The organism is Nocardiopsis sp. LDBS1602 (genome assembly GCF_035818715.1).
Taxonomy (GTDB): domain Bacteria; phylum Actinomycetota; class Actinomycetes; order Streptosporangiales; family Streptosporangiaceae; genus Nocardiopsis; species Nocardiopsis alba.
The window spans coordinates 160,968-185,248 of sequence record NZ_JAYLVW010000004.1; the positions used below are offsets into that span (position 1 = coordinate 160,968).

The 24,281-nt window shown below is 68.1% G+C and carries 20 protein-coding genes and 2 tRNA genes; 5 read left to right on the forward strand and 17 right to left on the reverse strand.

The genetic code is table 11. From position 1 onward, the window contains the following. Positions 1–85 precede the first annotated feature (85 nt). The 3 genes from U9J66_RS15915 to U9J66_RS15925 form a co-directional block, all read right to left on the reverse strand. Positions 86–1,435 (reverse strand): LVIVD repeat-containing protein, encoded by a 1,350-nt coding sequence (locus U9J66_RS15915; protein ID WP_161110360.1) that lies wholly within the window; start codon positions 1,433–1,435, stop codon positions 86–88. Between the two features lie 172 nt (positions 1,436–1,607). Further along, a complete protein-coding gene (locus U9J66_RS15920) occupies positions 1,608–3,014 on the reverse strand; it encodes an LVIVD repeat-containing protein (protein WP_017533770.1) in 1,407 nt (468 codons plus the stop codon). Positions 3,015–3,133: 119 nt separating this feature from the next. Beyond that, a complete protein-coding gene (locus tag U9J66_RS15925; RefSeq protein ID WP_161110362.1) occupies positions 3,134–4,543 on the reverse strand; it encodes an LVIVD repeat-containing protein in 1,410 nt (469 codons plus the stop codon). 675 nt (positions 4,544–5,218) lie between these two features. On the opposite strand from U9J66_RS15925, the gene U9J66_RS15930 reads away from it, so the two are divergent. Beyond that, positions 5,219–5,929, forward strand: coding sequence for a DUF305 domain-containing protein (locus tag U9J66_RS15930; RefSeq protein WP_017533768.1), 711 nt, complete (start codon positions 5,219–5,221; stop codon positions 5,927–5,929). Between the two features lie 71 nt (positions 5,930–6,000). On the opposite strand, the gene clpX is transcribed toward U9J66_RS15930, so the two are convergent. The 5 genes from clpX to U9J66_RS15955 all read right to left on the reverse strand — a co-directional run bounded on the left by clpX (position 6,001) and on the right by U9J66_RS15955 (position 10,881). After that, a complete protein-coding gene (gene clpX / locus U9J66_RS15935; RefSeq protein ID WP_014912902.1) occupies positions 6,001–7,278 on the reverse strand; it encodes an ATP-dependent Clp protease ATP-binding subunit ClpX in 1,278 nt (425 codons plus the stop codon). 293 nt (positions 7,279–7,571) lie between these two features. Continuing rightward, positions 7,572–8,228, reverse strand: coding sequence for an ATP-dependent Clp protease proteolytic subunit (locus U9J66_RS15940; protein ID WP_014909756.1), 657 nt, complete (start codon positions 8,226–8,228; stop codon positions 7,572–7,574). Between the two features lie 44 nt (positions 8,229–8,272). Next, positions 8,273–8,836: a ClpP family protease gene (locus tag U9J66_RS15945; protein ID WP_042284963.1), complete on the reverse strand. Its 564-nt coding sequence runs from the start codon at positions 8,834–8,836 to the stop codon at positions 8,273–8,275. 305 nt (positions 8,837–9,141) lie between these two features. Further along, the gene (gene tig / locus U9J66_RS15950; RefSeq protein WP_326338054.1) at positions 9,142–10,581 is read right to left on the reverse strand and encodes a trigger factor; all 1,440 of its coding nucleotides are present in this window, start codon (positions 10,579–10,581) and stop codon (positions 9,142–9,144) included. A 225-nt stretch (positions 10,582–10,806) separates the two neighbouring features. Next, positions 10,807–10,881: transfer RNA gene (locus U9J66_RS15955), tRNA-Pro, on the reverse strand. A 116-nt stretch (positions 10,882–10,997) separates the two neighbouring features. Here U9J66_RS15955 and U9J66_RS15960 point away from each other — a divergent pair. The 3 genes from U9J66_RS15960 (at position 10,998) to U9J66_RS15970 (ending at position 14,013) form a co-directional block, all read left to right on the forward strand. Continuing rightward, positions 10,998–11,071: transfer RNA gene (locus U9J66_RS15960), tRNA-Gly, on the forward strand. A gap of 470 nt (positions 11,072–11,541) precedes the next feature. After that, positions 11,542–12,045: an adenylyltransferase/cytidyltransferase family protein gene (locus U9J66_RS15965; RefSeq protein WP_161110363.1), complete on the forward strand. Its 504-nt coding sequence runs from the start codon at positions 11,542–11,544 to the stop codon at positions 12,043–12,045. Between the two features lie 105 nt (positions 12,046–12,150). Beyond that, complete coding sequence (locus U9J66_RS15970; protein ID WP_326338137.1) at positions 12,151–14,013, forward strand: ABC transporter ATP-binding protein; 1,863 nt, start codon at positions 12,151–12,153, stop codon at positions 14,011–14,013. 44 nt (positions 14,014–14,057) lie between these two features. Here U9J66_RS15970 and U9J66_RS15975 read toward each other — a convergent pair whose 3' ends face one another. The 9 genes from U9J66_RS15975 to U9J66_RS16015 form a co-directional block, all read right to left on the reverse strand. Next, positions 14,058–14,570, reverse strand: a complete 513-nt coding sequence (locus tag U9J66_RS15975) for a (2Fe-2S) ferredoxin domain-containing protein (RefSeq protein ID WP_161110364.1) — start codon at positions 14,568–14,570, stop codon at positions 14,058–14,060. 163 nt (positions 14,571–14,733) lie between these two features. Further along, a complete protein-coding gene (locus U9J66_RS15980; protein WP_014911582.1) occupies positions 14,734–14,934 on the reverse strand; it encodes an antitoxin in 201 nt (66 codons plus the stop codon). A gap of 121 nt (positions 14,935–15,055) precedes the next feature. Continuing rightward, positions 15,056–16,396 carry a magnesium transporter gene (gene mgtE / locus U9J66_RS15985; RefSeq protein WP_036567792.1) on the reverse strand — a complete coding sequence of 447 codons (1,341 nt, stop codon included), beginning with the start codon at positions 16,394–16,396 and terminating at the stop codon, positions 15,056–15,058. Between the two features lie 375 nt (positions 16,397–16,771). Further along, on the reverse strand, positions 16,772–17,875 hold the full coding sequence (locus U9J66_RS15990) for a PP2C family protein-serine/threonine phosphatase (RefSeq protein ID WP_014912092.1): 1,104 nt from the start codon (positions 17,873–17,875) through the stop codon (positions 16,772–16,774). A 477-nt stretch (positions 17,876–18,352) separates the two neighbouring features. Then, positions 18,353–18,820, reverse strand: a complete 468-nt coding sequence (locus tag U9J66_RS15995; protein ID WP_014909552.1) for a ribose-5-phosphate isomerase — start codon at positions 18,818–18,820, stop codon at positions 18,353–18,355. A 105-nt stretch (positions 18,821–18,925) separates the two neighbouring features. Continuing rightward, the gene (locus U9J66_RS16000) at positions 18,926–19,072 is read right to left on the reverse strand and encodes a hypothetical protein (protein ID WP_014912823.1); all 147 of its coding nucleotides are present in this window, start codon (positions 19,070–19,072) and stop codon (positions 18,926–18,928) included. Between the two features lie 125 nt (positions 19,073–19,197). After that, positions 19,198–20,619: an aldehyde dehydrogenase family protein gene (locus U9J66_RS16005; RefSeq protein WP_017533764.1), complete on the reverse strand. Its 1,422-nt coding sequence runs from the start codon at positions 20,617–20,619 to the stop codon at positions 19,198–19,200. Between the two features lie 96 nt (positions 20,620–20,715). Next, positions 20,716–20,871 (reverse strand): hypothetical protein, encoded by a 156-nt coding sequence (locus tag U9J66_RS16010; RefSeq protein WP_014911338.1) that lies wholly within the window; start codon positions 20,869–20,871, stop codon positions 20,716–20,718. 19 nt (positions 20,872–20,890) lie between these two features. Beyond that, a complete protein-coding gene (locus U9J66_RS16015; RefSeq protein WP_014908312.1) occupies positions 20,891–21,523 on the reverse strand; it encodes a mycothiol-dependent nitroreductase Rv2466c family protein in 633 nt (210 codons plus the stop codon). A 207-nt stretch (positions 21,524–21,730) separates the two neighbouring features. On the opposite strand from U9J66_RS16015, the gene pepN reads away from it, so the two are divergent. Then, on the forward strand, positions 21,731–24,274 hold the full coding sequence (pepN, locus tag U9J66_RS16020; RefSeq protein WP_326338057.1) for an aminopeptidase N: 2,544 nt from the start codon (positions 21,731–21,733) through the stop codon (positions 24,272–24,274). Positions 24,275–24,281 lie beyond the last annotated feature (7 nt).

The window sequence follows — 24,281 nt, forward strand, 5'->3', positions numbered from 1 at the left end:
GCGACGGCCCGGACGGTTCGAGGCCGTCCGGGCCGTCGTCGTTCGTCACCGCGGCTCGGGAGGTTCCGAGGGGCGGTGGGTCCGGTCAGCGACCGGGCCGGTAGACCGGTTGGGTCTGCGGGTTGAACTCGTCGTAGGTGACGCGCTCGGCCGGACGCAGACGCGGGTCGGTCAGCTTCAGGACGTCGAGGCCCCGGTCGATGTCGGAGGAGTAGACGTAGCCGTTGTAGTAGTACGCCGACCAGGTGTCGTTGTCCTGGACCTCGCCGTCGACACGGGAGTCGGCGTCGAAGTAGCCGATCTCGCGGGGGTTCTTCGGGTCGTTGAAGTCGATGACCGACACGCCACCCTGGTACCAGGACTGCACGAAGAAGTTCTGGCCCGGGACCGGGATCAGGGAACCGTTGTGCGCCACGCACACCTGGTCGCCCTGGTGGCGGTCGATCTTGAAGTAGCTCTGGAAGGTCAGGGAACCGTCGCGCTCCAGCTTGTAGATGGCGTTGGCTCCGCGCTCCGGACCGATCTCCTCGGTGCAGGTCGGGGCCCCGCCACCACCGAGCTCGTCGGTGAAGATCACCGTGCTCGCGTCATTGGTGAAGGTGGCCGAGTGCCAGAAGGCGAAGTTGGTGTCCTGGACGACCTCGGTGACCACGGGAGCCGCCGGGTCGGAGATGTCCATCAGGATGCCGTCGCCCATGCAGGCGCCCGCGGCCAGGTCCTTGGCCGGGTAGACGGTGATGTCGTGGCAGCCGGTGGTGGTGCGGTGCCCGCCGTCCGGGAAGAGCACCGGGGCGTCGACGACCTCGGCGGACGCGGGGTCCTCGAGGGGGACCTCGATGATGGAGATCTTGTCGTGCGGCGGCTGACAGTTCGGGAAGGACGCCGACGGCGAGTACGAGGAGACGTACACGTACTCGCGCTCGTCGTCACCGGGGACCAGGGTCAGGGTGTGGGAGCCGCAGTCGGTGGCCACGGCCGACACGTACTCCGGGGCGCTCTTGTCGGAGATGTCGAAGATCCGGACGCCTTCGAAGCCGTTCGGGTCGGTGGTGGGCACGGCCGGAGCGCCGCAATCCTCTCCGGCGCGCGGGTAGTCGACCGCGAAGTAGAGCAGGTCGCCGCTGACCGACACGTCTCCCTGTCCGCCGGGGCAGACCACTTCGGAGACGATCCGCGGGTCCTCGGGTTCGGAGATGTCGTAGATGACGAAACCGTCGTAGTTGCCGCCGATGGCGTAGTCACCGGTGAAGGCCAGGTCCGAGTTGGTGTTGCTCACCGCCTCGGGCTTGGGGACGTTGGCGACGAGTTCGACGTTGTCGCTGGAGACCTCGTCGACGGGAGGGGTGTCGGCGTAGGCCGACGTGGGGCTCGTCAGGCCCACCAGCAGGGCCAGGGCCGCGAACGGCACGGCCGCGCGGCGCGCGAGGGTGCGCATGGATCTCTCTTCCTGTGCGGGGATGCTCCGCGGCCCGGTCCGGGACGGGGGTGGGGGCGGAGACGAGAGGTGGGTGGAGGGTGTGGAGGCGCGTCGGGGTGCCGCGCACGATGGGCGCGACACCCCTGGGCGTCACCGTTCGTGGTGGTCGCCTACCGGTTCGGTACGGCGATCACCGGCCGGGCCGGTAGACCGGTTGGGTCTGCGGGTTGAACTCGTCGTAGGTGACGCGCTCGGCCGGACGCAGACGCGGGTCGGTCAGCTTCAGGACGTCCAGTCCTCGACGCATGTCGGAGGAGTAGACGTGGCCGTTGTAGTAGTACGCCGACCAGGTGCTGCCGTTCTGGATGTCCGGGTCGATCCGGTCATCGGGGTCGAAATAGCCGATCTCGCGGGGGTTCGTCGGGTCGTTGAAGTCGATGACCGACACCCCGCCCTGGTACCAGGACTGCACGAAGAAGTTCTGACCCGGGACCGGGATCAGGGAACCGTTGTGCGCGACGCAGGCCTGCTGGTCGCCCTGGTGGCGGTCGATCTTGTAGTAGGAGGCGAACTCCAGGGTGGAGTCGGCACCCTCACCGTCGAGCGTGTAGATGGCGTTGGCGCCGCGCTCCGGACCGATCTCCTCGGTGCAGGTCGGGGCCCCACCGCCGCCGAGCTCATCGGTGAAGATCACCGCGCTCGCGTCATTGGTGAAGGTGGCCGAGTGCCAGAACGCGAAGTTGGTGTCCTGGACGACCTCGGTCACGATCGGCTCGACGGGGTCGGAGATGTCCATCAGGATTCCGTCGCCCATGCAGGCGCCCGCGGCCAGGTCCTTGGACGGGTAGACGGTGATGTCGTGGCACCCCTCGGTGGGACGCAGCAGACCGTCCTGGTCGTGGTTGCCGCCGTCCGGGAAGAGGACCGGCTCGTTGACGATGGCGGCCGACGCGGGGTCGTCCAGCGGCACGTCGATGATCGCGATCTTGTCGTGCGGCGGCTGGCAGTTCGGGAACTCCTCGGCGGGCGCGTAGGAGGAGACGTACACGTACTCGCGCTCGTCGTCGCCCGGAACGAGGGTCAGGGTGTGCGAACCGCAGTCGGTGCGGACCGCGGCCACGTACTCGGGGGAGGTCTTGTCGGAGATATCGAAGATCCGGACGCCTTCGAAGCCGTCCGGGTCGGTCACCGGGGTCTCGGGGGCGCCGCACTCCTCGCCGGCGCGCGGATAGTCGACCGCGAAGTAGAGCAGGTCGCCACTGACCGACACGTCGCCCTGACCACCGGGGCACAGGACCTCGGAGACGATCCGCGGGTCCTCCGGCTCGGAGACGTCGTAGATGACGAAACCGTCGTAGTTGCCACCGATCACGTAGTCGCCGGTGAAGGCCAGGTCCGAGTTGGTGCTGTTGACCGCCTCGGGCTTGGGGACGTTCGCGATGTGCTCGACGTTATCGCTGGTCACGCTGTCGGAGGGAGGGGTGTCTGCGTAGGCCGACGCCGGCCCGAGGAGGCCGGTGAACAGGGCCGCCGCCGCGGTGAGCGCGAACGCGGCCGAGCGTCGGAGGCCTCTCCCTGCCGGGGGAGCTGCGGACATTCTGTTCTCCTGTAGGTCGCATAGAGAGCGGGACGGTATGCGCGGGGGCCGCGGTCGAGGCCGCGGCCCCGCTCCTCCCGTCCTCGGAGGGGACGACGGGAGGAGGTCGTGGGGGCGGCTCAGCGACCCGGTCGGTAGGACGGCTGGGACTGCGGGTTGAACTCGTCGTAGGTGACGCGCTCGGCCGAGCGCAGGCGCGGGTCGGTGAGCTTCAGGACGTCGAGGCCTCGGGTGATGTCGGAGGAGTAGACGTGACCGTTGTAGTAGTACGCCGACCAGGAGCCGCCGAGGACGAGCCGGTCGTCGTCGATCGGTTCACGGTCGAAGTAGCCGATCTCGCGGGGGTTCTTCGGGTCGTTGAAGTCGATGACCGATACGCCGCCCTGGTACCAGGACTGCACGAAGAAGTCCTGCCCCGGCACGGGGATCAGGGAACCGTTGTGCGCGACGCAGTTCTCGGTACCGGTCTGCGTGCGCGGGATCTTGTAGTAGCTCTCGAAGACCAGTTCGGGGTCGTCGTCGGTGCCGTCGATCGTGTAGATGGCGTTGGCTCCGCGCTCGGGGCCGTAGTCCTCCGTGCAGATGGCTCCGCCGCCACCGCCGAGTTCGTCGGTGAAGATCACCGTGCTCGCGTCGTTGGTGAAGGTGGCCGAGTGCCAGAACGCGAAGTTGGTGTCCTGGACGACGTCGGTGACGACGGGGGCGGCCGGGTCGGAGATGTCCATCAGGATGCCGTCGCCCATGCAGGCCCCGGCGGCCAGGTCGATCTCGGGGTAGGCGGTGATGTCGTGGCAGCCGGTGGTGCTGCGGTTGCCGCCGTCCGGGAAGAGCACCGGCTCGTCGACGATGGCGGCCGAGGCCGGGTCGTCGATCGGGATCTCGATGATGGAGATCTTGTCGTGCGGCGGCTGACAGTTCGGGAAGGACGCCGACGGCGAGTACGAGGAGACGTACACGTAGTCGTTCTCCCCGTCCTTGCCCGGCACCAGGGTGTTGGTGTGGGAACCGCAGTCGGTGGCCACGGCGGCGACGTACTCCGGGGCGCTCTTGTCGGAGATGTCGAAGATCCGGATGCCCTCGAAGCCGTTCGGGTCGGTGGTGGGCACGGCCGGAGCGCCGCACTCCTCACCGGCGCGCGGGTAGTCGACGGAGAAGTACAGCAGGTCGCCGCTGACCGACACGTCTCCCTGTCCGCCGGGGCACAGGACCTCGGAGACGACCCGCGGGTCCTCGGGCTCGGAGATGTCGTAGACGACGAAGCCGTTGTAGTTGCCGCCGATGGCGTAGTCGCCGGTGAAGGCCAGGTCCGTGTTGTAGTCGTCCATGACGTCCGGCTTCGGGACGTTGGTCACATGGGTGACGTTGGCGCTGGTCTCGGCGTCGCTTTCGAAGGGCGTCTCGTCCGCGACCGCGGTCGTGGGGGCGAGGAGGGCCGCGATCAGGGCGGTCGCGCTCGCGAGGATCGTCGTGGATCGGGCTCCGCGGAACGGCGTGCGCCGGGAACGGGGGCGGACGGGGGATGACGCCATACGTACTCCTGATTCCGAATGGAGCGAAACAGGGAGAACGTACACAGTTCAACATCTACATGTACAGAGGGCAATAAAAGAAATATGGTTGTTAACACGCTCCGGAGTCGTCCGAGAACAGCCGAACATGGCGCCTGAAAAGGCGCTCACCTGCGCTTCGACCACTCACCTCTTTCCGAGGCGCACCCCCGCCCGGCGCCCCGAAGGTACGGGCGGGCGGGAACCCCTCCCCTCTTCCGGCGGGCGTCCGACCTCCCCGAAGACGGCTCCTCGCCCCGCCCCTCTCGAGGTTCCGGAACCCCCGGGCGACCGTTGAGACCTCGAGCCGGCCATGCCGAGAACCTCACGGCGGGCTCGTCCCGGAGTCCTCTCCGACTCCACGACTCCCCCTTCCGGTCCCCCGGAAGGCTCATTTCAGACATTGCGCTAATGAGAGGGCCCACGCCCCCCGAAAAGGGCCCTCTCGAATCGCCACGTCGCCCCCGTGTTCGGGCCCTACCTCCCCCGAATCACCCGCCGTCCACGCGAGAGAACGGACATCCCGGGACGATGATCCGCACTCCGTACTGGACAGGACCCCCACCGAGTGAGTAGAAAACCCGCAGGATGTCGCTTTCCCCTTTCGACACCCGGCGGTCCGTCCGGCCCGCCCACCCCACCCCTGGAGGAGACCTCGTGCGCCGCCTGGCACTCGCCGCCGGAACCGCCCTCGTACTGCTCGGAGTCTCCGCCTGTGGCGACTCCGACGACGGACGGGAGTCCGCCAACGTCATCGCCCCGGGCGCCCCGGGCGAGTCCTCCAGCCCGGCCACCGCCGATCAGATCGCCGCACTGGCCGAGGAGCAAGGCCACAACGAGGCCGACGTCACCTACCTGGTGATGATGATCGAACACCACTCCCAGGCGCTGGAGATGACCGACCTGGTCGAGGAACGCTACGAACGCGACGGCATCGAACGCATAGCCGACCGCATCGCCGCCGCCCAGGGCCCGGAGATCACCGCCATGGAGAGCTGGCTGGAGGAGAACGTCTTCGGCCCCGCCCGGGAGAACCCGGCCCACCAGAACTTCTGCGGCCTGGAGGGGGACGGGAGCCACCACTCGGGTGACGACGACATCCCCGAGTGCGATCTGGAGGTCGACCACGACGAGATGCAGGGCATGGTCTCCGACGAGGACATGGAGCGCCTGGCCGACGCCGAGGGAGACGACTTCGACCAGCTCTTCGTGGAGCTCATGACCGCCCACCACGAGGGCGCCGTCTCCATGGCCGTGGACGTGCTGTCCGAGGGCAAGGACCAGACCGTCATGCGGATGGCCAACGACCTCATCGCCGAGCAGAACACCGAGATCGCCCGGATGGAGGCGGTCCTGGAGGACTCCTGACCCCCTGAGCGGACGCGAGAGGGGCGCCTCGCCGGTCGGCGGGGCGCCCCTCGGGTTCTCTTACCGGCGGGTCAGGCGGATTTCTCCTGGCGGCCGTCCTCGTCCAGCTGGGCGCGCGGCACGATCGTCGGGTTGACGTGCTGCTCGACCGACTCCCGGGTGATGATCACCTGGGCGACGTCCTCCCGGCTGGGCACCTCGTACATCACCGAGAGCAGGACCTCCTCGATGATGGCGCGCAGGCCGCGCGCTCCGGTCCCGCGGATGATGCCCTGCTCGGCGATGGCCTCCAACGCGTCCTGGGTGAACTCCAGCTCCACGTTGTCCAGCTCGAACAGGCGCTGGTACTGCTTGACCAGGGCGTTGCGCGGCTCGGTGAGGATCTGGATCAGCGCGGCCTTGTCCAGGTTGTGCACGCTGGTGATCACCGGCAGTCGACCGATGAACTCCGGGATCATCCCGAACTTGAGCAGGTCCTCGGGCATGACCTCGCCGAACAGCGCGGTCCCGGACGTCTCGCTCTTGGGACGCAGGACGGCGTTGAAGCCCATGCCCTGCTGCCCCGTGCGGGACTCGATGATCTGCTCCAGCCCCGCGAAAGCGCCACCACAGATGAACAGCACGTTGGTGGTGTCGATCTGGATGAACTCCTGATGCGGGTGCTTACGGCCGCCCTGCGGCGGCACGCTCGCCGTGGTGCCCTCCAGGATCTTCAGCAGGGCCTGCTGTACGCCCTCGCCGGACACGTCCCGGGTGATCGACGGGTTCTCGCTCTTGCGGGCGACCTTGTCGACCTCATCGATGTAGATGATCCCGGTCTCGGCCTTCTTGACGTCGTAGTCGGCGGCCTGGATCAGCTTCAGAAGGATGTTCTCGACGTCCTCGCCCACGTACCCCGCCTCGGTCAGCGCCGTGGCGTCGGCGATCGCGAAGGGGACGTTCAGGATCCTGGCGAGGGTCTGCGCGAGCAGGGTCTTGCCCGACCCGGTCGGCCCCAGCAGGAGGATGTTGGACTTGGCGATCTCGACGTCCTCGTCACCGGGACGATCGCTCTCCGAACGGACCCTCTTGTAGTGGTTGTACACCGCCACCGAAAGGGCCTTCTTCGCCTGTTCCTGACCGATCACGTACGAGTCGAGGAAGTCGAAGATCTCGCGAGGCTTGGGAAGCGAATCCCACGTGAGTTCCGTGGCGTCGGCGAGTTCCTCTTCGATGATCTCGTTGCACAGATCGATGCACTCATCGCAGATGTACACGCCGGGGCCGGCGATGAGCTTCTTCACCTGCTTTTGGCTCTTGTTGCAGAATGAGCACTTCAGCAGGTCCCCGCCGTCGCCGATGCGTGCCACCCAGCCACTCCTCAAAACTAAGGCCGCCCCGTTCACGACACTCCTGTGGTGCCGAACGGACGGAAGCTCGACTTCCGTGCACCCGCTCACGACCGACCGGTCACGAACGGGGCGATCTGTGTGTCGCTCTCCGCCAGACTAAGCGAAAAACCGGACCGGCTTCACCACCGGGTCGTACCTGGCGGGTCACGAACCGGTCCGGCGCGTACTTCCGAGGCCGGAATTCCCCTTCCGTGAACCGTTGCACACGTATGTGAACTTTCCCGGGAAGAGGACTTCCGGCCGGGGCCCTACTACTTCAACGAGGCCTTGCGGTAAGGCAGCACGAAGTCGATCAGGCCGTACTCGACGGCCTCCTCCGCGGTCAGGATCTTGTCCCGCTCGATGTCCTTGGACACCTGCTCGGGGCTGCGACCCGTGTGCCGGGAGAGGGTGGTCTCCAGCTGCTGACGGATCCGGGTGATCTCGTTGGCCTGGATCTCGATGTCGCTCGCCTGACCGTGCATGCCCTCGGTGGCCGGCTGGTGGATCATCATGCGGGCGTTGGGAAGCGCGCCGCGCTTGCCCTTGGTGCCGCCCGCCAGCAGGATCGCCGCGGCCGACGCGGCCTGTCCGATGCACACCGTCTGGATGTCCGGGCGCACGAACTGCATCGTGTCGTAGATCGCCATGAGGGAGGTGAAGGACCCGCCCGGCGAGTTGATGTACATCTGGATGTCCCGCTCGGAGTCGAGCTGCTCAAGGGTGATGAGCTGGGCCATCAGGTCGTTGGCCGAAGTGTCGTCGATCTGGACGCCGACGAAGATGATCCGCTCTTCGAAGAGCTTGTTGTACGGATTCATCTCCTTGACGCCGTACGACGTACGCTCCACGTAGGACGGCAGGACGTAGCGGCTCTGGGGAGCCATCGAGGCCGCGCCGCCGATGAGACTGGGGTTGAACTCGGTCATTTCACGCCTTCCACGCACTGCGCCGATCCATGGACTGGGCCAGGTCAGCTCTGGTTACGGTCACTGGTCACGTCGAGGGTGCCCTCGAGCACCTCGTCGATGAAGCCGTACTCCAGCGACTCCTGGGCCGTGAACCAACGGTCACGGTCGGCGTCCTTCTCGATCTGCTCGACCGTCTGCCCGGTGTGCTCGGAGATCTTCTCGATGAACATCTTCTTCACGTAGAGCAGCTGGTCGGCCAGGATCCGGATGTCGGAGGCGGTGCCTCCGATGCCACCGGAGGGCTGGTGCATCATGACGCGGGTGTGCGGCAGCGCGTAACGCTTACCGGGCGCACCGGCGCACAGGAGCATCTGCCCCATGGACGCGGCCATACCGATACCCACGGTGCGCACATCGTTGGGGATGTACTGCATGACGTCATAGATCGCCATGCCCGCGGTAACGGAACCACCCGGCGAGTTGATGTACATGGTGATGTCCCGCTGCCGGTCCTCGGCGGACAGCAGCAGAAGTTCACCGACAAGGCGGTTGGCGATGTCGTCGTCGACCTGCTGGCCGAGGAACACGATTCGCTGGCGCAACAGGCGCTGAGGCGTCTGCTCAATAAAAGGGGAAAGCTGCGGGTCCGACGTACGAGCGTCGAATCGCGGGGACTCATCAAAGGTCGGCGGCACTCTCGTCACCTGCTCCGGAATCGAAACGGTTGCGATACAGCGACACTAACGCCGACGAGCGCCGGGCTCGTCCGGATAACGTCCCTGTTCGCTTTGAGCGCAGGGTGGGACCCCCTGCGAGACACACATATTCCTCTGCGGGCGAACAAAGGAGAACACCACGGGCCCCATCGATCGCGGTGGATCGATGGGGCCCGTGAGAGGGCTCGACGGCGACCCGACGCCGCCGAACGCGACTACTTGGAGTCGTCGGCCTTGGCGGCGTCCTCGTCCTTGTCGTCCTTCGCCTCGTCCTCGGAGACCTCGGCGGCGGCAGCAGCGGCGGCGGCCTTGGCGGCCTCCTCCACGGCGTCCTCGTCAGAGGCCTCGACGACCTCCTGCTCGATGACGTTGCCGTCCTCGTCGGTCACCTTGGCGCCGGCCAGGACCACGTCCATGGCCTTGCCGCGGACGACCTCGGTGAAGGCCACACGGATCTGGTTCGACTCGACCAGGTGCTGGGCGAGCTGGTCCGGGCTGACACCCATGCGCTGGGCCTGCTCGAACACGTACTGGCTGAGCTCGCCCTGGTCGGCGCTCAGGTCCTCCTGGAGGGCCAGCTGGTCGAGGATGAACCCGGCCTTGACCGCCGAGTTGGCGCCGGTCTTCAGCTCCTCCTCGAACTCCTCCTCGGTCTTCTCCTGCGACTCGAGGTAGGCCTCCTTGGTCAGACCGCTCTGCGCGAGCTGCTGCTCCAGGCTCTGGCGACGACGGTCGATCTCCTCGTCGACGACCGCGTCGGGCAGCGGGATGTCGACCGACTCGATCAGCTTCTCCAGCGCCTTGTCACGGGCGGCGGAGAGCTGCTGCATACGACGCACGTCGGCCATGCGCTTGCGCACGTCCTCACGCAGCTCGTCGATGGTGTCGAACTCCGAGGCCAGCTGGGCGAACTCGTCGTCCAGCTCGGGCAGCTCCTTCACCTTGACCGACTGCACGGTCACGGTGACGTCCGCCTCCTTGCCACCGTGCTCGCCACCGACCAGGGTGGTCTTGAAGGTGGCCTCGCCACCGGCCTCCATGCCGCGCAGGGTCTCGTCGAGGCCCTCCAGCATGGTGTTGGTGCCCACCTCGTAGGAGTAGCCGCTCACGGCCACGTCCTCGAGCTTCTCACCGTCGATCGAGGCCGACAGGTCGATGGACAGGTGGTCGCCGTCCTCGACGGGACGGTCGGCGCCCACGAGGGTCGAGAAACGCTCGCGCAGGGTGCCGATCTGCTCATCGACCTGCTCCTCGGTGACGGTGGCGTTGTCGACCGTCACCTCGATGCCCTTGTAGTCCTTCACCTCGAACTTGGGTCGGATGTCGACCTCGGCGGTGAAGGCGAGCTCCTCGTTGTCCTCCAGCTTGGTGACCTCCACGTCGGGCTGGCCGAGCGCGAAGATCTCCTCCTTCTGGATGGCTTCGTTGTAGAGCTCCGGAACGGCGTGGTTGACCGCTTCACTGATCACCGCGCCGCGGCCGACATAGCGGTCGATCAGCCGCGCCGGCGCCTTGCCCGGGCGGAAGCCCTTGATCCGAACCTGCTTGGCGAGCGACTTGTAGGTCACGTCGAAAGCGTGCTCGAGCTCCTCGAAGGGCACCTCGATGGTCAGCTTGACCCGGGTCGGGCTGAGCTCCTCGACATCGGTCTTCACGGGGCGGTACTCCTAGGTTTGCCGGCTGGTGTCCGCGTCGGCCCGCAGGCGCACCACACAAACGGCGAATGCACGCGCGCACCCCGGTCGGTGATGACACGTTCTACTGGGGTGCCCTGCGACGGGCTGGGACTTACAGTTTCCTGCTGATCGCACCAAGTCTAGGGCAGATACACAGGGGGCCACGGCGTCCGGCCGAGAGCCGGACGACCGAGGACGGTTTCGTCGGGGTGGCGGGATTCGAACCCGCGGCCTCATGCTCCCAAAGCATGCGCGCTAACCAAGCTGCGCCACACCCCGTGACCCGGCGCCGCCGCACCAATCCACAACGGATGTGCGACCAACGCCTTGGAGACTGTACTCTTGTCTCCATCGGCTCCACGAGTCTAGAGGAAACTCGAAGTCTCCGGCGCCATGCGGGCGTAGTTCAATGGTAGAACCCCAGCCTTCCAAGCTGGTCATGCGAGTTCGATTCTCGTCGCCCGCTCCACTCGAGGCGAGCTGTGTTCCTAGCGGAACCGGCTCGTTTCGCCATTTCAACCGGGGGACGACCCCCGAACCCCCACACCACTCGAGACGAGCCGTGGTCCTACCGGAACCGGCTCGTTCCACCACTTCAACCGGGAAATCGGCGGGCGGGTGTGACGCGGGGGCTCCATGTCCGCTTCCGGCCGTTCTCGACCCCACCCGATCGGCCCTCACACGTTCAGAGCCGGCCGGACGGGCATGGGGAAGGGCCGCCCCCTTCGAAGATCACGCGACGCACTCGTCTCCGTGATGGGACTCACGCTCCACCCATGCAACTCAAAGTGGCGCGCGTCACAATAACGCCGGCCCCTTACGGTTCCCGCGTCCCCGAAAGCGGAATACCCACCTCGAAGAGGTACGTTGACCTTTCGGGCGGTCCCGTCGGCCCGGTCGGGCACGGGCGCCTCTCGGGTTCGGTGAAACGGGGGCCAGATGACGGACACGGACGGGACGCACGAGGCGGGCCTGCCGCTCAGAGCGATCTGGTTCCGACGACCGGAGCCGCTGGAGGGCCCCGTCGTGGTCACGGGGGTCTTCGACGTCCTGCACGTCGGCCACGTGCGCTTCCTGACCTCCATCGCCGAACGCGGACTCCCCCTGGTCGTCGGGATCGAATCCGACGAACGGGTGCGCGCCTGGAAGGGCCCCGGACGCCCGATCAACCCCGCCGAGGAACGCGCCGAGACCATCGCGGCCCTCTCCTGTGTGAGCGGCTCCTTCATCATCGAGGGCCCTCCCTCGGTCGCCGACTGGGCCGCCTACGCCGATCTGCTGCGTCCGCTCTCCCCCGCCGCCCTGGCCTTCACCGCCGGCGATCGCTACACCCAGGCGAAGATCCGCGGCGCCGAGGCCCTCGGAGCCCAGGCCTGGGAGCTCCCCTTCACCCCCGGCCGCTCCACCACCGCGGCTCTGGGACGGCTGGCGCACTCCCTCTAGGCATCAGGCCTCCTCGGCTCATCACGGCCTCCCGCCTGGGAAGGCGCGCGCCCTCTCCGGTGTTGACCCATGCGTGGCGAACCGATGTACGAAACGAGGCTGCCGATGATGTCAGGGAGGCCCTCCTACAGGGCGCTGGTCAACGACGGGAGCGCCCGAGGCCAGGAACTCCCCCCGGGGATCCCCCGACGTGTCATGTCCTACGCGTCCCCGCACTGGCGCTCCATCCTGCTCTTCCTGATGGTGACCGCTGTGGGCGCGGGCATCGTCGTGGCCAACCCCCTGCTCCTGCGGGCCATCATCGACCAGGGCATCCTTCCCGGGAACACCTCGTTGGTGATCTGGCTGGCGATCGCCGCCGGGGTCCTGGCGCTCATGGAGGGCGTCATCACCCTCACCGGCCGGTGGCTCTCCTCACGGATCGGCGAGGGGGTCATCTACCTGCTGCGCACCCAGGTGTTCACCCACGTGCAGCGGATGCCGATCTCCTTCTTCACCCGAACACAGACCGGTTCCCTGATCAGCCGACTGAACACGGACGTGGTCGGCGCCCAGCGCGCCATCACCTCGGTCCTCCAGTCGGTGGTGTCCAACCTGATCAGCGTGGTCGCGGTGCTCATCACCATGCTGGCGCTGTCGTGGGAGGTGACCCTACTGGCGCTGGCCATGGTGCCGTTGTTCGTCCTGCCCGCGAAGTTCCTGGGCCGCAGGCTCGCGAACATCTCCCGCGAGGCGATGGACAACAACGCGGCGATGAGCTCCCTGATGACGGAGCGGTTCAACGTCGGCGGCGCCATGCTGGTCAAGCTGTACGGTCGCCCTGAGGAGGAGTCCCTGAACTTCTCCACGAAGGCCGCGCGCGTGCGCGACCTGGGGGTCCGTCAGGCGGTGATCGGCGGTCTGCTGTTCACTCTGTTGGCCACCATCACGGCGTTGGCCATGGCGATGGTCTACGGCGTGGGCGGTGTGCTCGCGGTGGAGAACGCCTTCGAGGTCGGCACCCTGGTGGCGCTGACCACCCTGCTGGCCAGGCTGTACGGTCCGATCACCACCCTGTCCAACGTGCACGTGGAGATCATGACGGCCCTGGTCTCCTTCGACCGGGTCTTCGAGGTGCTGGACCTGGAACCGCGGATCAAGGAGAGCCCCAACGCCCTGCCGTTGCCGAAGGGCCCGTTGAGCGTCGAGTTCGACCAGGTGTCGTTCCGCTACCCGGGAGCCGCGGAGTCCTCGGTGGCCTCCCTCGAGCTCACCCCGCACACGGAGGCGGCCGAGGAGACCCAGGTTCTGAGCGAGGTGTCCTTCCGGGCCGAGCCGGGCCGGATGGTGGCGTTGGTGGGCCCCTCCGGGGCGGGCAAGACCACCCTCACCCACCTGGTCTCTCGTCTGTACGACCCGAACGAGGGCGAGGTGCGTCTGGGCGGCCTGGACCTGAAGGAGGTGACCGGGGAGTCCCTGCGCGCCTCGGTGGGCGTGGTCACCCAGGACACGCAGCTCTTCCATGACACCGTGGGCGCCAACCTCCGTTACGCCCGGCCCGAGGCGACCGAGGCCGAGATGGAGGAGGCGCTGCGAATGGCGCGGTTGGGTCCGCTCCTGGAGCAGCTGCCGAACGGTCTGGACACCATGGTCGGCGACCGCGGCTACCGGTTGTCCGGCGGGGAGAAGCAGCGGCTGGCCATCGCCCGGTTGCTGTTGAAGGCCCCGTCGGTGGTGGTCCTGGACGAGGCCACCGCGCATCTGGACTCGGGTTCGGAGGCCGCGGTCCAGGAGGCTCTGGCCGTCGCCCTCCAGGGACGCACCTCGCTGGTGATCGCCCACCGTCTGGCGACGGTGCGTGAGGCCGACCAGATCCTGGTGCTGGAGGACGGTCGGATCCTGGAGCGCGGTACCCACGACGAGCTCTTGTCGGCCGGGGGCCTGTACACGGCCCTGTACCGGACCCAGTTCGCCTCCCAGGACCGCTGAGGGACTCGCGCGCGTCCCCGCTCGGGCGGGGGCGTGGCGCGGTCTCAGGCGGCCCCCGCCCCCTTACCCGCCTTCTTCTCGCGTTTCTCGGCCTTGGCCTTCTTCTCCTTCTCGCGCTTCTTGTCCTTCTTGCGCTTCTTCTTCTCGGCCTTGGAGTGCTTGGCGCCCTTGGGTTTCTTCGGCTTCTTCGCGTCCTTGGACGTGACGTGGTCGACGAGCGCCTCGGGCAGGGGCGCGAGTCCGGGGCCGCCCTCGAAGATCCAGTCGTCGATGGCCTCCAACAGCTCGTCGTCGGTGATCCGACCGAGCCAGACGGGGCGTCCGCCGGCCGCTCGCCCCGTTCCGGAGGGTTGGACCACCACCACGTCGGCCTGGAAGCAGATGCCCAGACACTTGCTGGTGCGCATCGGGACACGGCGGGCGGCGTGGTCGTCGATGGAGCCGAGGCGGGCCAGCTGTGCCTCGTGATCGACGCCCGGGACCTTCTTGCGGGTGCCGCAGCAGCATCCTCGGCAGACGGTGAGCCTGCAGGGCGCGTCGTCGATCGTCCTCACCACCCCGGGGTCCTGGGTAAGGTTCGCCTCACACGATCAGGATAGTCCTCTCGAAACCTATCCTCACCTGCGAATACACACTTTCTTCCGAGGCCGTCGATCGTGCTCGGAAGCACGGAGCGGAGGGGGATCTCCCCCTCCGCTCCGTGTGCCGGGTCCTCCCCGGTCAGGACTTCTTGTTCTCCTGGGCGCGCTTGCGCAGGTACTCGGTGGCCGCTCCGGCCCCCTTGTCGATCTTGTCGTCGTGGGCGCCTCCGGTGGCCTTCTTGGCGGCGTCCGCGGCCTTTCCGACGACCCCTTCGACCTTGTCGGCGTTGTCTCCGACGGCCTTCTTCAACCGGTCGAACGCCTCTCCGGTACCGGACATGGGAACCCCCCTGGATCGGTCCTGACTTCTGACGCGATACCCGCTTCACCCCCGGTTCATGCGGTGAGAGGAGACACGGAGATCACACGGGCATCGAAAGCGCCTCTGGGCTCTCTCTTTCCTAGATACCCAGAATCATCCGGGCGATCGAGAAGTAGATGAGCAGACCGGTGGCGTCCACGAGGGTCGCGACCATCGGCGAGGAGACCACGGCCGGGTCCACGCCGACCTTGCGTGCCAGCAGGGGCATCGACGAGCCGATGACGGCCGCCCAGGTGCAGATCGCGATCACCGAACATGCGACCACCACGGCGATGTCGGTCCCCACCAGGAGGGAGCCGATCACCAGGGCGATGCCCGCGAGCATGAATCCGAGCAGCAGCCCGACCCGGCCCTCCTTCCAGATCACCCCGGGCAGGTCGCGGACGCGCACCTCGCCGACGGCCAGGGCGCGCACGATCGCCGTCGCCGACTGGGCCCCGACGTTTCCGCCGGTTCCGATGAGCATCGGAACGAACATCGCCAGCGCCGTGACCTCCTCCAGGGTGGCCTCGTACACCTGCATCACGTTGATGGTGAGCGTGGCCGCGACGATGAGCAGCATGAGCCAGACCGAGCGGGCGCCGACCAGACGCAGCACCCCGACGGAGACGTAGTGGTCGCCGACCGGGCTGGCACCGGACTGACGGGCCATGTCCTCGGAGTCGGCGGCCTCGATGACCTCCAGGGCGTCGTCGAAGGTGAACAGACCGACGAAGCGGTCCTCGGAGTCCACCACCGGCAGGGAGACCAGGTTGGCCTCCTGGATCAGTCGGGCGGCGTCCTCGACCTGTTCGTTGGCGCGCACCCGGGGCGCGAGCACGTCGACCAGGTCCTTGAGGATCCTGTCGTCGTCACTGACGACCAGGTCGCTCAGGGTGATGGTGCCGACCATGCGGCGGCCGTCGCTGACCACCGGAAGGATGTAGATCGTCTCGGCGTCGGCCCCTCGGGCCCGCACCACCTCCAGCGCGCGCCCGACGGTGAGGTCGCGGTGCAGGATGACCGTCTCGGGGGTCATGTACCGGCCGACCGAGTCCTCCGGGTAGCCCAGGAGGGCTGCGGTCATCTTGCGTTCGGCGGGGCTCAGACCGGCCAGTGCCCGGGTGGCGATCTTGGCCGGGGCCTCACCGATGAGACGGGCCCGGTCGTCGGGCTCCATCTCCTCCAGCAGGTCGTGGAAGTCGGTCCCGCGCAGCCCCAGGAGGATGTTCTGTTGCTGACTCGGATCGAGTTCCTCGAACACCTCCAGCTCCCGGTCCTTGTCCAGGAGCCGGAAGGGGATGATCGCCTCGCGTCCCGGCATACGGGCCAGTTCGTCCGCGATCTCGTGGGGTCTGTGTTCGGCCAACCAGAGCCTGATCCCTGTCAGGTCGCTGTTCTCGACCAGATCGGTGAGTTCTTCAGCGCGCTCGCCGTCCATGCGAAGCACCCCCTTGCGTCTCCAGAGCCCGACGGACACGCCTGTCGGGCCGGCAAAATCCGGAAAGGTCCGGGACCTCGGGGATCCCGGGTCCGGCCCCTCGTCACTGGTGTGGTGGACCGTGCGGAGTCGGCGCCCAGGGGGCGGAGAGGGAGGGCACGGCGATCCTGGGACGTGTACGAACGACCTCGTACCGGGGTCGGGGAACATGTCGACCCTACCGGCAGGAAGGGCCGACGCGGCTCACCGCCGTCCCCGTAGGCGGGGTCGGCCCGGATCGGCGGGTCGCTCCGAGAGGTGTCGGGGCGGCCTCGGGGAGAGGCCTCCGAAGCGGGGAAGCGCCGGTCGGAGGGGTGGTGAGGGTTTCCTCCCGGCTCAGGAACGCCAGAGGACGACGAGGGCGCAGTCGTCGTTCTTGTCCTTGCTGAGTGTGTCGACGACCTCACCGGCCCCGGTGGCGAACCCCTGGGTGACCAGGATGTCGGCCGTGCCCAGGAGACGGTCGATCCCGGCGTCCAGGTCCTCGCCCGGCGTCTCGATGAGCCCGTCGGTGCAGAGCATGATGGCGTCTCCGGGCCGGAGCCTGCCCTCGACGAAGCCGTAGGTCATCTCGGGGATGACACCCAGGACGACGCCCTTGGCGTCGGTGGCGCTCCAGGAGCCCGCTCCACCGTCGTAGTGCAGGGCCGGCGGGTGTCCGGCGGAGGCGACCTGGTACTCGCCGGTGTCGGTGTCCACGCTCAGGTGGACGGCGGTCACGAACCCCTCACCGCCGCTGTTGCGCATGAGGTAGTCGTTGCAGTGGGCGAGGAAGTCCCGCGCGGGCACCGCGCCGATCAGTCCGCTGAAGGCACCGGACAGCATCAGGGCGCGGGTGCCGGCGTCCACCCCCTTGCCCGACACGTCCACCACCGCGATGTCGAGCCGGTTGCCGCGGAGTATGGACACGACGAAGTCGCCGCCGAAGGAAGAGCCGCCGGCCTGGCGCAGGACGGCGGTGCGTCCCCAGCCCTCGGGGAGTTCGGGGAGCCTGCCCTGGTGGCGGAGCCGGTCGCGCAGGTCCAGCAGCATCATCTCGCCGCTCAGTCCTTGGACGCCGAGGCGTTCGCGCACCCCGGACAGCAGGTAGGACAGGACGGCGGTGACCCCGATGGTGACCAACAGGCCGGGGCCCACCTGGCCGACGTCGAGGCGGGAGGCGACGAAGAGCAGGACCGCGGCGACCACGGCGAGCAGGAAGGCCAGGCTCTTACGTTTGAGGAGCAGCCCTCCGGCCAGGACGGTGAGGATGGTGGAGCTCGGTGGGAACCAGCCGGCCGGTCCCCACACGGAGCCCACACCGATCCCGACCGCCAGGGCGACGAGGGTGATGAGGACGAGCCGGTAGCGGAAGAGCACCTTGCGCTTGAGCACCGCGATGAATCGCTGCGCGGCGGAGCGCAGCATACGGGTGGCCTTGGCGGTCGGTGTGGGGTTCATTGATCCTCTGGCTCGGCGCGCCCGCTCGCCGGCGGGGGTCACTCCTGGTCGTCGTAAGGCGCACCGGTGCGGCCGGGGTCGCGTCGGGGCCTGTCCGTGTCGGCGGGCCGGACGGTGTGGGGACATGGTGGCCGGTGAAGAGGCGGCATCGCTGCGCCGCGGACGGCCATGGCCCGCCGCTGTGCACGAACTGTAGCGCTTGGAGTACCGACGTGGCACGTGCCACAGGTGCCGTTCCACCCCATAACCCCGGGTTTGGGTTCCGCCTAAACCCGCGCGGAAGCCCTGTTCACCGGCGTTCGGTGGACACGGCCGCGAGACATGATCCCCTACAACGGCCGGTCGCGCCAGGGTCTTCAGGCCCGATTCGTCACCTATTCCACTTTCAAGCACGACAAAGCCCCCGTACAACACGCACGGGGGCCTTGTTCCGTTCATGTCGGGAGAGGCCTCGCGACCCCGACCAGGACGGGAATGTTACGGAAGCGGAGGAAGCTCTCCGGTCCGCTCGTAGGTGGAGAGCATCGCGATACGACGGGTGTGCCGCTCTTCGTCACTGTACGGAGTCGCCAGGAAGAGCTCCACGAAACGCGTGGCCTCCTCCAGGGAGTGCATCCGCCCACCGATGCCGAGCACGTTGGCGTCGTTGTGCTCGCGCGCCAGCTTCGCGGTGTCCTCGCTCCAGGCCAGGGCGGCACGAACGCCCTCGACCTTGTTCGCGGCGATCTGCTCGCCGTTGCCGGAGCCTCCGATGACGATGCCCAGGGAACCCGGGTCCTTCGCCACGCCCTCGGCGGCGCGCAGGACGAACGGAGGATAGTCGTCCACCGCGTCATAGACGGCCGGTCCGGCGTCCACGACCTCGTGGCCCCGCTCCTTCAGCCAGGTGACGAGGTGTTCTTTGAGCTCGAAGCCCGCATGATCTGATCCAAGGTAAACACGCACTTCACCAGTGTGGCACCTTCGGGGCGCGAACGACGCCGCGCCCCGGCCCGGGAGCGGGCGGGGCGCGGTGAGAGCGCTGCGGTGTACGTCTCGGCGTCGACCTGATCAGGCACCGGCCGCGGCCGCGGCGACGCTCAGACCCAGGGCGGCGAAACCCACCGCGGAGAGGATCGCGATCAGGTTGTACACGATGATGGCCTTGACGTCCTTGCCGAGGGGACCTGCCTTGGAGACCGCGGGCTTGTTGCTCAACTCACACCTCGTTTGGGTTCGACCGGGGAATGACCAGTCGGAATCTTTCCACACCCCACAACGCCTCCGTCACCGGGGCCGATTCCTCGCCGATGAGCCGATCCCGGGTGATACCGAGCACAGGATCAGGTCTGCACGGCCTTGACCTCGCAGAACTCCTCCAGGCCGGGCAGCCCCCACTCACGGCCGTTACCGGAACGCTTGTATCCGCCGAAGGGCGCGCGGGGGTTCAGCGCACCCCCGTTGAGCCGGACCTGACCGGCCCTCAGGGCACGGGCCACGGCCATCCCCTGCTCCGGTTCCGCCGACCACACGGAGGCGCTGAGGCCGTAGACGGTGTCGTTGGCGATCCGCACAGCCTCCTCCACGGTGTCGTAGGGGATGAGGGACATGACGGGGCCGAAGATCTCCTCTCGCGCGATACGCATGTCGTTGCGTACGTCGGCGAAGATGGTCGGAGCGACGTAGTAGCCGCGCTCCATGCCCTCGACCGGGCCGGAGCCGCCGGTCACCAGACGGGCCCCCTCCTCCACACCGAGGTCGATGTAGGCGCGGACCCGCTCCAACTGGGCCGCGGAGACGAGCGGGCCCAGCCGGGTGGACTCGTCGGTCGGATCCCCGGGGACGTACTTGGCCGCGGCGGCGACGGCCAGCTCCACGGCCTCCTCGTAGGAGTCGCGGTGGATCAGCGTGCGGGTGAGCGCGTCACAGCTCTGCCCGGTGTTGCGCATGACGTCGGCGACCCCGCGCTTGATCGCCTGGGTCAGGTCGGCGCCGGGCAGGATGACGTCGGGCGACTTCCCGCCCAGTTCCAGGGCGACCCGCTTGATCGTCGCGGCGGCCACCTCGGAGACCCGCGTCCCGGCCCGCGTGGAGCCGGTGAAGGAGACCATGTCGACCTTCGGGTGCGCGGCGATCGCCTCTCCGACCACGGGCCCGGCGCCGCTGACCAGGTTGAACACACCGGGGGGCAGACCCGCCCCGTCGAACACCTCGGCCAGGGCGTAGGCGCTCAGAGGGGCGATCTCGCTCGGTTTGAGGACCACGGTGTTGCCCGCCAGCAGGGCCGGGACGGCCTTGAGCACGATCTGGTGCAGCGGATAGTTCCACGGGGTGATGGCGCCCACCACACCGACGGGCTCGTGCACCAGCAGGGAGTTGCCGACCCGCTCCCCCGTGAAGTAGCGCTCCCCGTGCTCCTCGACCAGGTCGATGTAGGTGCGGAACATCAACGCGGGCAGCCCGGCCTGGACCTTGCCGGAGAAGGTGACGGGGGCGCCCATGTCCCGCGTCAACAGGGCGGTGATCTCGTCGAGACGCGCGGAGAACAGCTCCAGCGCCTTGGCCAGATGGGTGACGCGCTGTCCGGAGGAGAGGGCCGCCCAGGCCGGGAAGGCGGCCGCCGCGGCCTCGACCGCGGCGTCGACGTCGTCGGTGGTGCCGGCCGGGACGCGATCGATGACCTGTTCGGTCGCCGGATCGATCACGTCCAAGGCCTCGTCGGAGGAGGAGTCTCGCCAGGTGCCGTCGATGTAGAGGGATCGCATGGGCCCACTGTCCCAGAGCCGCTTCGGCCTTGACCAGGGCATCGAGGAAGATCGCCCCGACGTCCGCGGGTCGCGGGCGCCGGGGCGGGGGGACGTTCAGCCCCAGTGCGGGGGCCGGTCGGCGATCAGCCGCGCGGTGGAGTCCTCGTCGGAGTCTCCCCACCCTTCGGAGCGTTCGTCACCGGTGATGTCGGGCAGGATCTCGAGGTCGTCGAGGAAATCGACACGGCGGTCGTCGTCAGGCCCTGGCATGGGGTCCCTCCCGGGTGGATCAGTCGAAGACGGGCTCACGGGTGCGGGTGCGCTTGAGTTCGAAGAACCCGTCGGTCCCGGCGACCAGACGCACACCGTCCCACAGCCTTCCGGCGTCCTCGCCGCGCGGGATCGGAGTGACGACCGGACCGAAGAACGAGACGCCCTCGACCTGGACGACGGGGGTACCGACGTCCTCTCCGACCAGTTCCATCGCCTCTCCGTGCGAGGCGCGCAAGGCCTCATCGTATTCGGTGGACCCCGCCGCGTCGGCCAGGTCGACGGGCAGCTCCGCGTCGGCCAGGGCCGCGCGCACCGTGTCGATGGTCCGGGGCTCCCCCTTGTCGTGGAAGCGGGTGCCCATGGCGGTGTACAGACGCCCCAGGACCTCGGGGCCGAAGCGCCGTTCGGCCGCGATGCACACGCGCACCGGCTCCCAGGCGGTCTTGAGGAACTCCCGATAGTCCGCGGGGATGTCGCGGTCCTCGTTGAGCACCGCCAGGCTCATCACGTGCCAGTCCACCCGGACCGGACGTACCTTCTCCACCTCCAGAAGCCACCGGGAGGTGATCCATGCCCAAGGGCACGCCGGGTCGAACCACATGTCCGCCCGGATCGTCCCCTGGTCGCGCCCACCGTCGTCCTGCGTCATCGACTACTCCTGTTCTCCAAGGCCGAAAACTTCGCCGCGTAGGTCACCAACCACGCACATCGGTTGCGCATTCCACCCCCGCGCGTGGCAGGATCGAAGCCGATTGAGACGACCTTCGGCCCGACGACGCCCACCCTTGTCGGCAGGCTCGCCGTGGTCGGTAACGATTCCGGCCGGCGACGACGGCGGCCGTGAAGGGAGCTTTGCGTGGCAGGGAACCTCACACGGGACGAGGCCCGGGGGCGGGCGCGGATCCTCAGCGTCGACTCCTACGCCGTGGAGCTGGACCTGACCACCGGGGACGAGACCTTCCGGTCCACCACCACGGTGCGTTTCTCCAGCTCGGAGACGGGGGCGCGGACCTTCATCGACCTGGTCGCGCCCAAGATGCACGGCGCGACCCTCAACGGCGAGGCGCTCGACGTCGCCGAGCTGTTCGATGGTGAGCGGCTCACCCTTCCCTCCGTGGCGGCCGAGAACGAGCTGACCGTGGTGGCCGACGCCGCCTACATGCGCACCGGCGAGGGCCTCCACCGCTTCGTGGACCCGGTCGACGACTCGGTCTACCTGTACAGCCAGTTCGAGACGGCCGACGCGCACCGCATGTTCACGTGCTTCGACCAGCCCGACCTGAAGGCCTCCTTCGAGCTGACCGTGTACGCGCCCCCGTCGTGGGAGGTCGTGTCCAACAGCGCCCCCGACGTGGAGCGCGAGGCCGCCGGCGACGAGCGCGTGCGCTGGCACTTCCCGGCCACCCCGGTGATGTCCACCTACATCACCGCGCTGATCGCGGGCCCCTACCACGTGGTGCGCGACGAGCACGACGGCATCCCGCTGGGCCTGTACTGCCGCGCCTCGCTCGCCGAGCACCTGGACTCCGACGCCCTGTTCGAGGTCACCAAGCAGGGCTTCGACTTCTTCCACGACCTGTTCGACGTGCGGTACGCGTTCGGCAAGTACGACCAGCTCTTCGTGCCCGAGTTCAACGCCGGGGCCATGGAGAACGCCGGCGCGGTGACCTTCCTGGAGGACTACGTCTTCCGTTCCCGTGTCACCGACGCCCGCTACGAGCGTCGCGCCGAGACCATCCTGCACGAGATGGCGCACATGTGGTTCGGCGACCTGGTCACCATGCGCTGGTGGGACGACCTGTGGCTGAACGAGTCCTTCGCGACCTACGCCAGCGTCTACTGCCAGGCCAACGCCACCAAGTGGACCGACGCCTGGACGACCTTCGCCAACGTCGAGAAGGCGTGGGCCCTGCTCCAGGACCAGCTGCCCTCGACCCACCCGATCGCCGCCGACATGGTCGACATCCAGGCGGTCGAGGTCAACTTCGACGGCATCACCTACGCCAAGGGGGCCTCGGTCCTCAAGCAGCTCGCGGCGTACGTGGGCGTGGACGCGTTCTTCGCTGGCGTGCGCGCCTACTTCAAGGAGAACGCCTACGGCAACACCGAGCTGAAGGACCTCCTCAAGCACCTGGAGGCCGCCTCCGGCCGTGACCTCTCCGGCTGGTCCCGTGAGTGGCTGGAGACCACCGGCGTCAACACGATGCGCCCGGAGTTCGAGGTGGACGCGGACGGGAACTTCACCTCGTTCGCCGTGCTCCAGGAGGCCGCCTCCGAGCACCCGACTCTGCGTTCGCACCGCCTCGCGGTGGGCCTGTACGACCGCACCGAGAACGGCATCGTGCGCCGCGAGCGTGTGGAGCTGGACGTCAGCGGTGAGCGCACCGAGGTCGCCGAGCTGGTCGGCAAGGCCCGCCCGGACCTGGTGCTGATCAACGACGACGACCTCACCTTCACCAAGATCCGTCTGGACGAGCGTTCCCTGCGCACCGTGGTCGAGGGCGTCGGCGAGATCCGCGAGTCCCTGCCGCGCGCGCTGGCCTTCGGCGCCGCCTGGGACATGACGCGCGACGGCGAGATGGCCGCCCGCGACTACGTCGAGCTGGTCATCTCCGGGATCAGCGGCGTGGACGACGTGATGGTCGCCCAGACCCTGCTGCGGCAGGCCGCGGGCGCGATCGTCAACTACGCCGACCCGGCCTGGCGCCCGATCGGCTTCGAGAAGCTGGGCTCCCGCCTGCGCGAGCTGCTGTCCTCGGCCGAGCCCGGCGGCGACCTCCAGCTGGCCTACGTCAACGCGCTCGCCTCGGTGGCCGTGACCGAGGCCGACCTGTCGCTGCTGCGCGGTCTGCTCGACGGCGCGATCACCGTGGACGGTCTGACCGTCGACACCGACCTGCGTTGGACCCTGCTGCGCCGTCTGGTCTCCACCGGTGAGGCCGGCGAGGCCGAGATCGACGCCGAGCTGAAGGCGGACCCGACCGCGGCCGGTCAGCGCAACGCCGCCGGCGCCCGGGCCGCGATCCCCACCTCCGAGGCCAAGGAGGCCGCGTGGGAGCGGATCGTGGGCGGCGACCTCGCCAACGCCGAGTTCCGTTCGGTGCTGGTGGGCTTCACCGAGCCGCTCCAGGCCGACCTGTACCGTCCCTTCCTGGACCGGTACTTCGCCCGGCTCGCTCCGGCCTGGGAGAGCTGGACCGGTGAGTTCGCGCAGTCCTTCGCCGAGATCGCCTACCCGAGCCACCTGGTGGAGGAGGCGACCCTGGAGCGCACCGACGCCTACATCGCCGAGAACTCCCCCGCTCCGGCGCTGCGTCGTCTGCTGATCGAGGGTCGGGCCGGGGTGGAGCGCGCCCTGCGCGCCCGCGCCACGGACATCGCCGCCGGCGCCGAGAGCTGATCTCGGA

Coding starts and splice junctions, on each gene's coding strand:
- U9J66_RS15915 (WP_161110360.1), bottom strand. CDS start 1,435: ATGCGCACCCTCGCGCGCCGCGCGGCCGTGCCGTTCGCGGCCCTGGCC.
- U9J66_RS15920 (WP_017533770.1), bottom strand. CDS start 3,014: ATGTCCGCAGCTCCCCCGGCAGGGAGAGGCCTCCGACGCTCGGCCGCG.
- U9J66_RS15925 (WP_161110362.1), bottom strand. CDS start 4,543: ATGGCGTCATCCCCCGTCCGCCCCCGTTCCCGGCGCACGCCGTTCCGC.
- U9J66_RS15940 (WP_014909756.1), bottom strand. CDS start 8,228: ATGACCGAGTTCAACCCCAGTCTCATCGGCGGCGCGGCCTCGATGGCT.
- U9J66_RS15965 (WP_161110363.1), top strand. CDS start 11,542: ATGACGGACACGGACGGGACGCACGAGGCGGGCCTGCCGCTCAGAGCG.
- U9J66_RS15970 (WP_326338137.1), top strand. CDS start 12,151: ATGATGTCAGGGAGGCCCTCCTACAGGGCGCTGGTCAACGACGGGAGC.
- U9J66_RS15980 (WP_014911582.1), bottom strand. CDS start 14,934: ATGTCCGGTACCGGAGAGGCGTTCGACCGGTTGAAGAAGGCCGTCGGA.
- mgtE (WP_036567792.1), bottom strand. CDS start 16,396: ATGGACGGCGAGCGCGCTGAAGAACTCACCGATCTGGTCGAGAACAGC.
- U9J66_RS15990 (WP_014912092.1), bottom strand. CDS start 17,875: ATGAACCCCACACCGACCGCCAAGGCCACCCGTATGCTGCGCTCCGCC.
- U9J66_RS16005 (WP_017533764.1), bottom strand. CDS start 20,619: ATGCGATCCCTCTACATCGACGGCACCTGGCGAGACTCCTCCTCCGAC.
- U9J66_RS16010 (WP_014911338.1), bottom strand. CDS start 20,871: ATGCCAGGGCCTGACGACGACCGCCGTGTCGATTTCCTCGACGACCTC.
- U9J66_RS16015 (WP_014908312.1), bottom strand. CDS start 21,523: ATGACGCAGGACGACGGTGGGCGCGACCAGGGGACGATCCGGGCGGAC.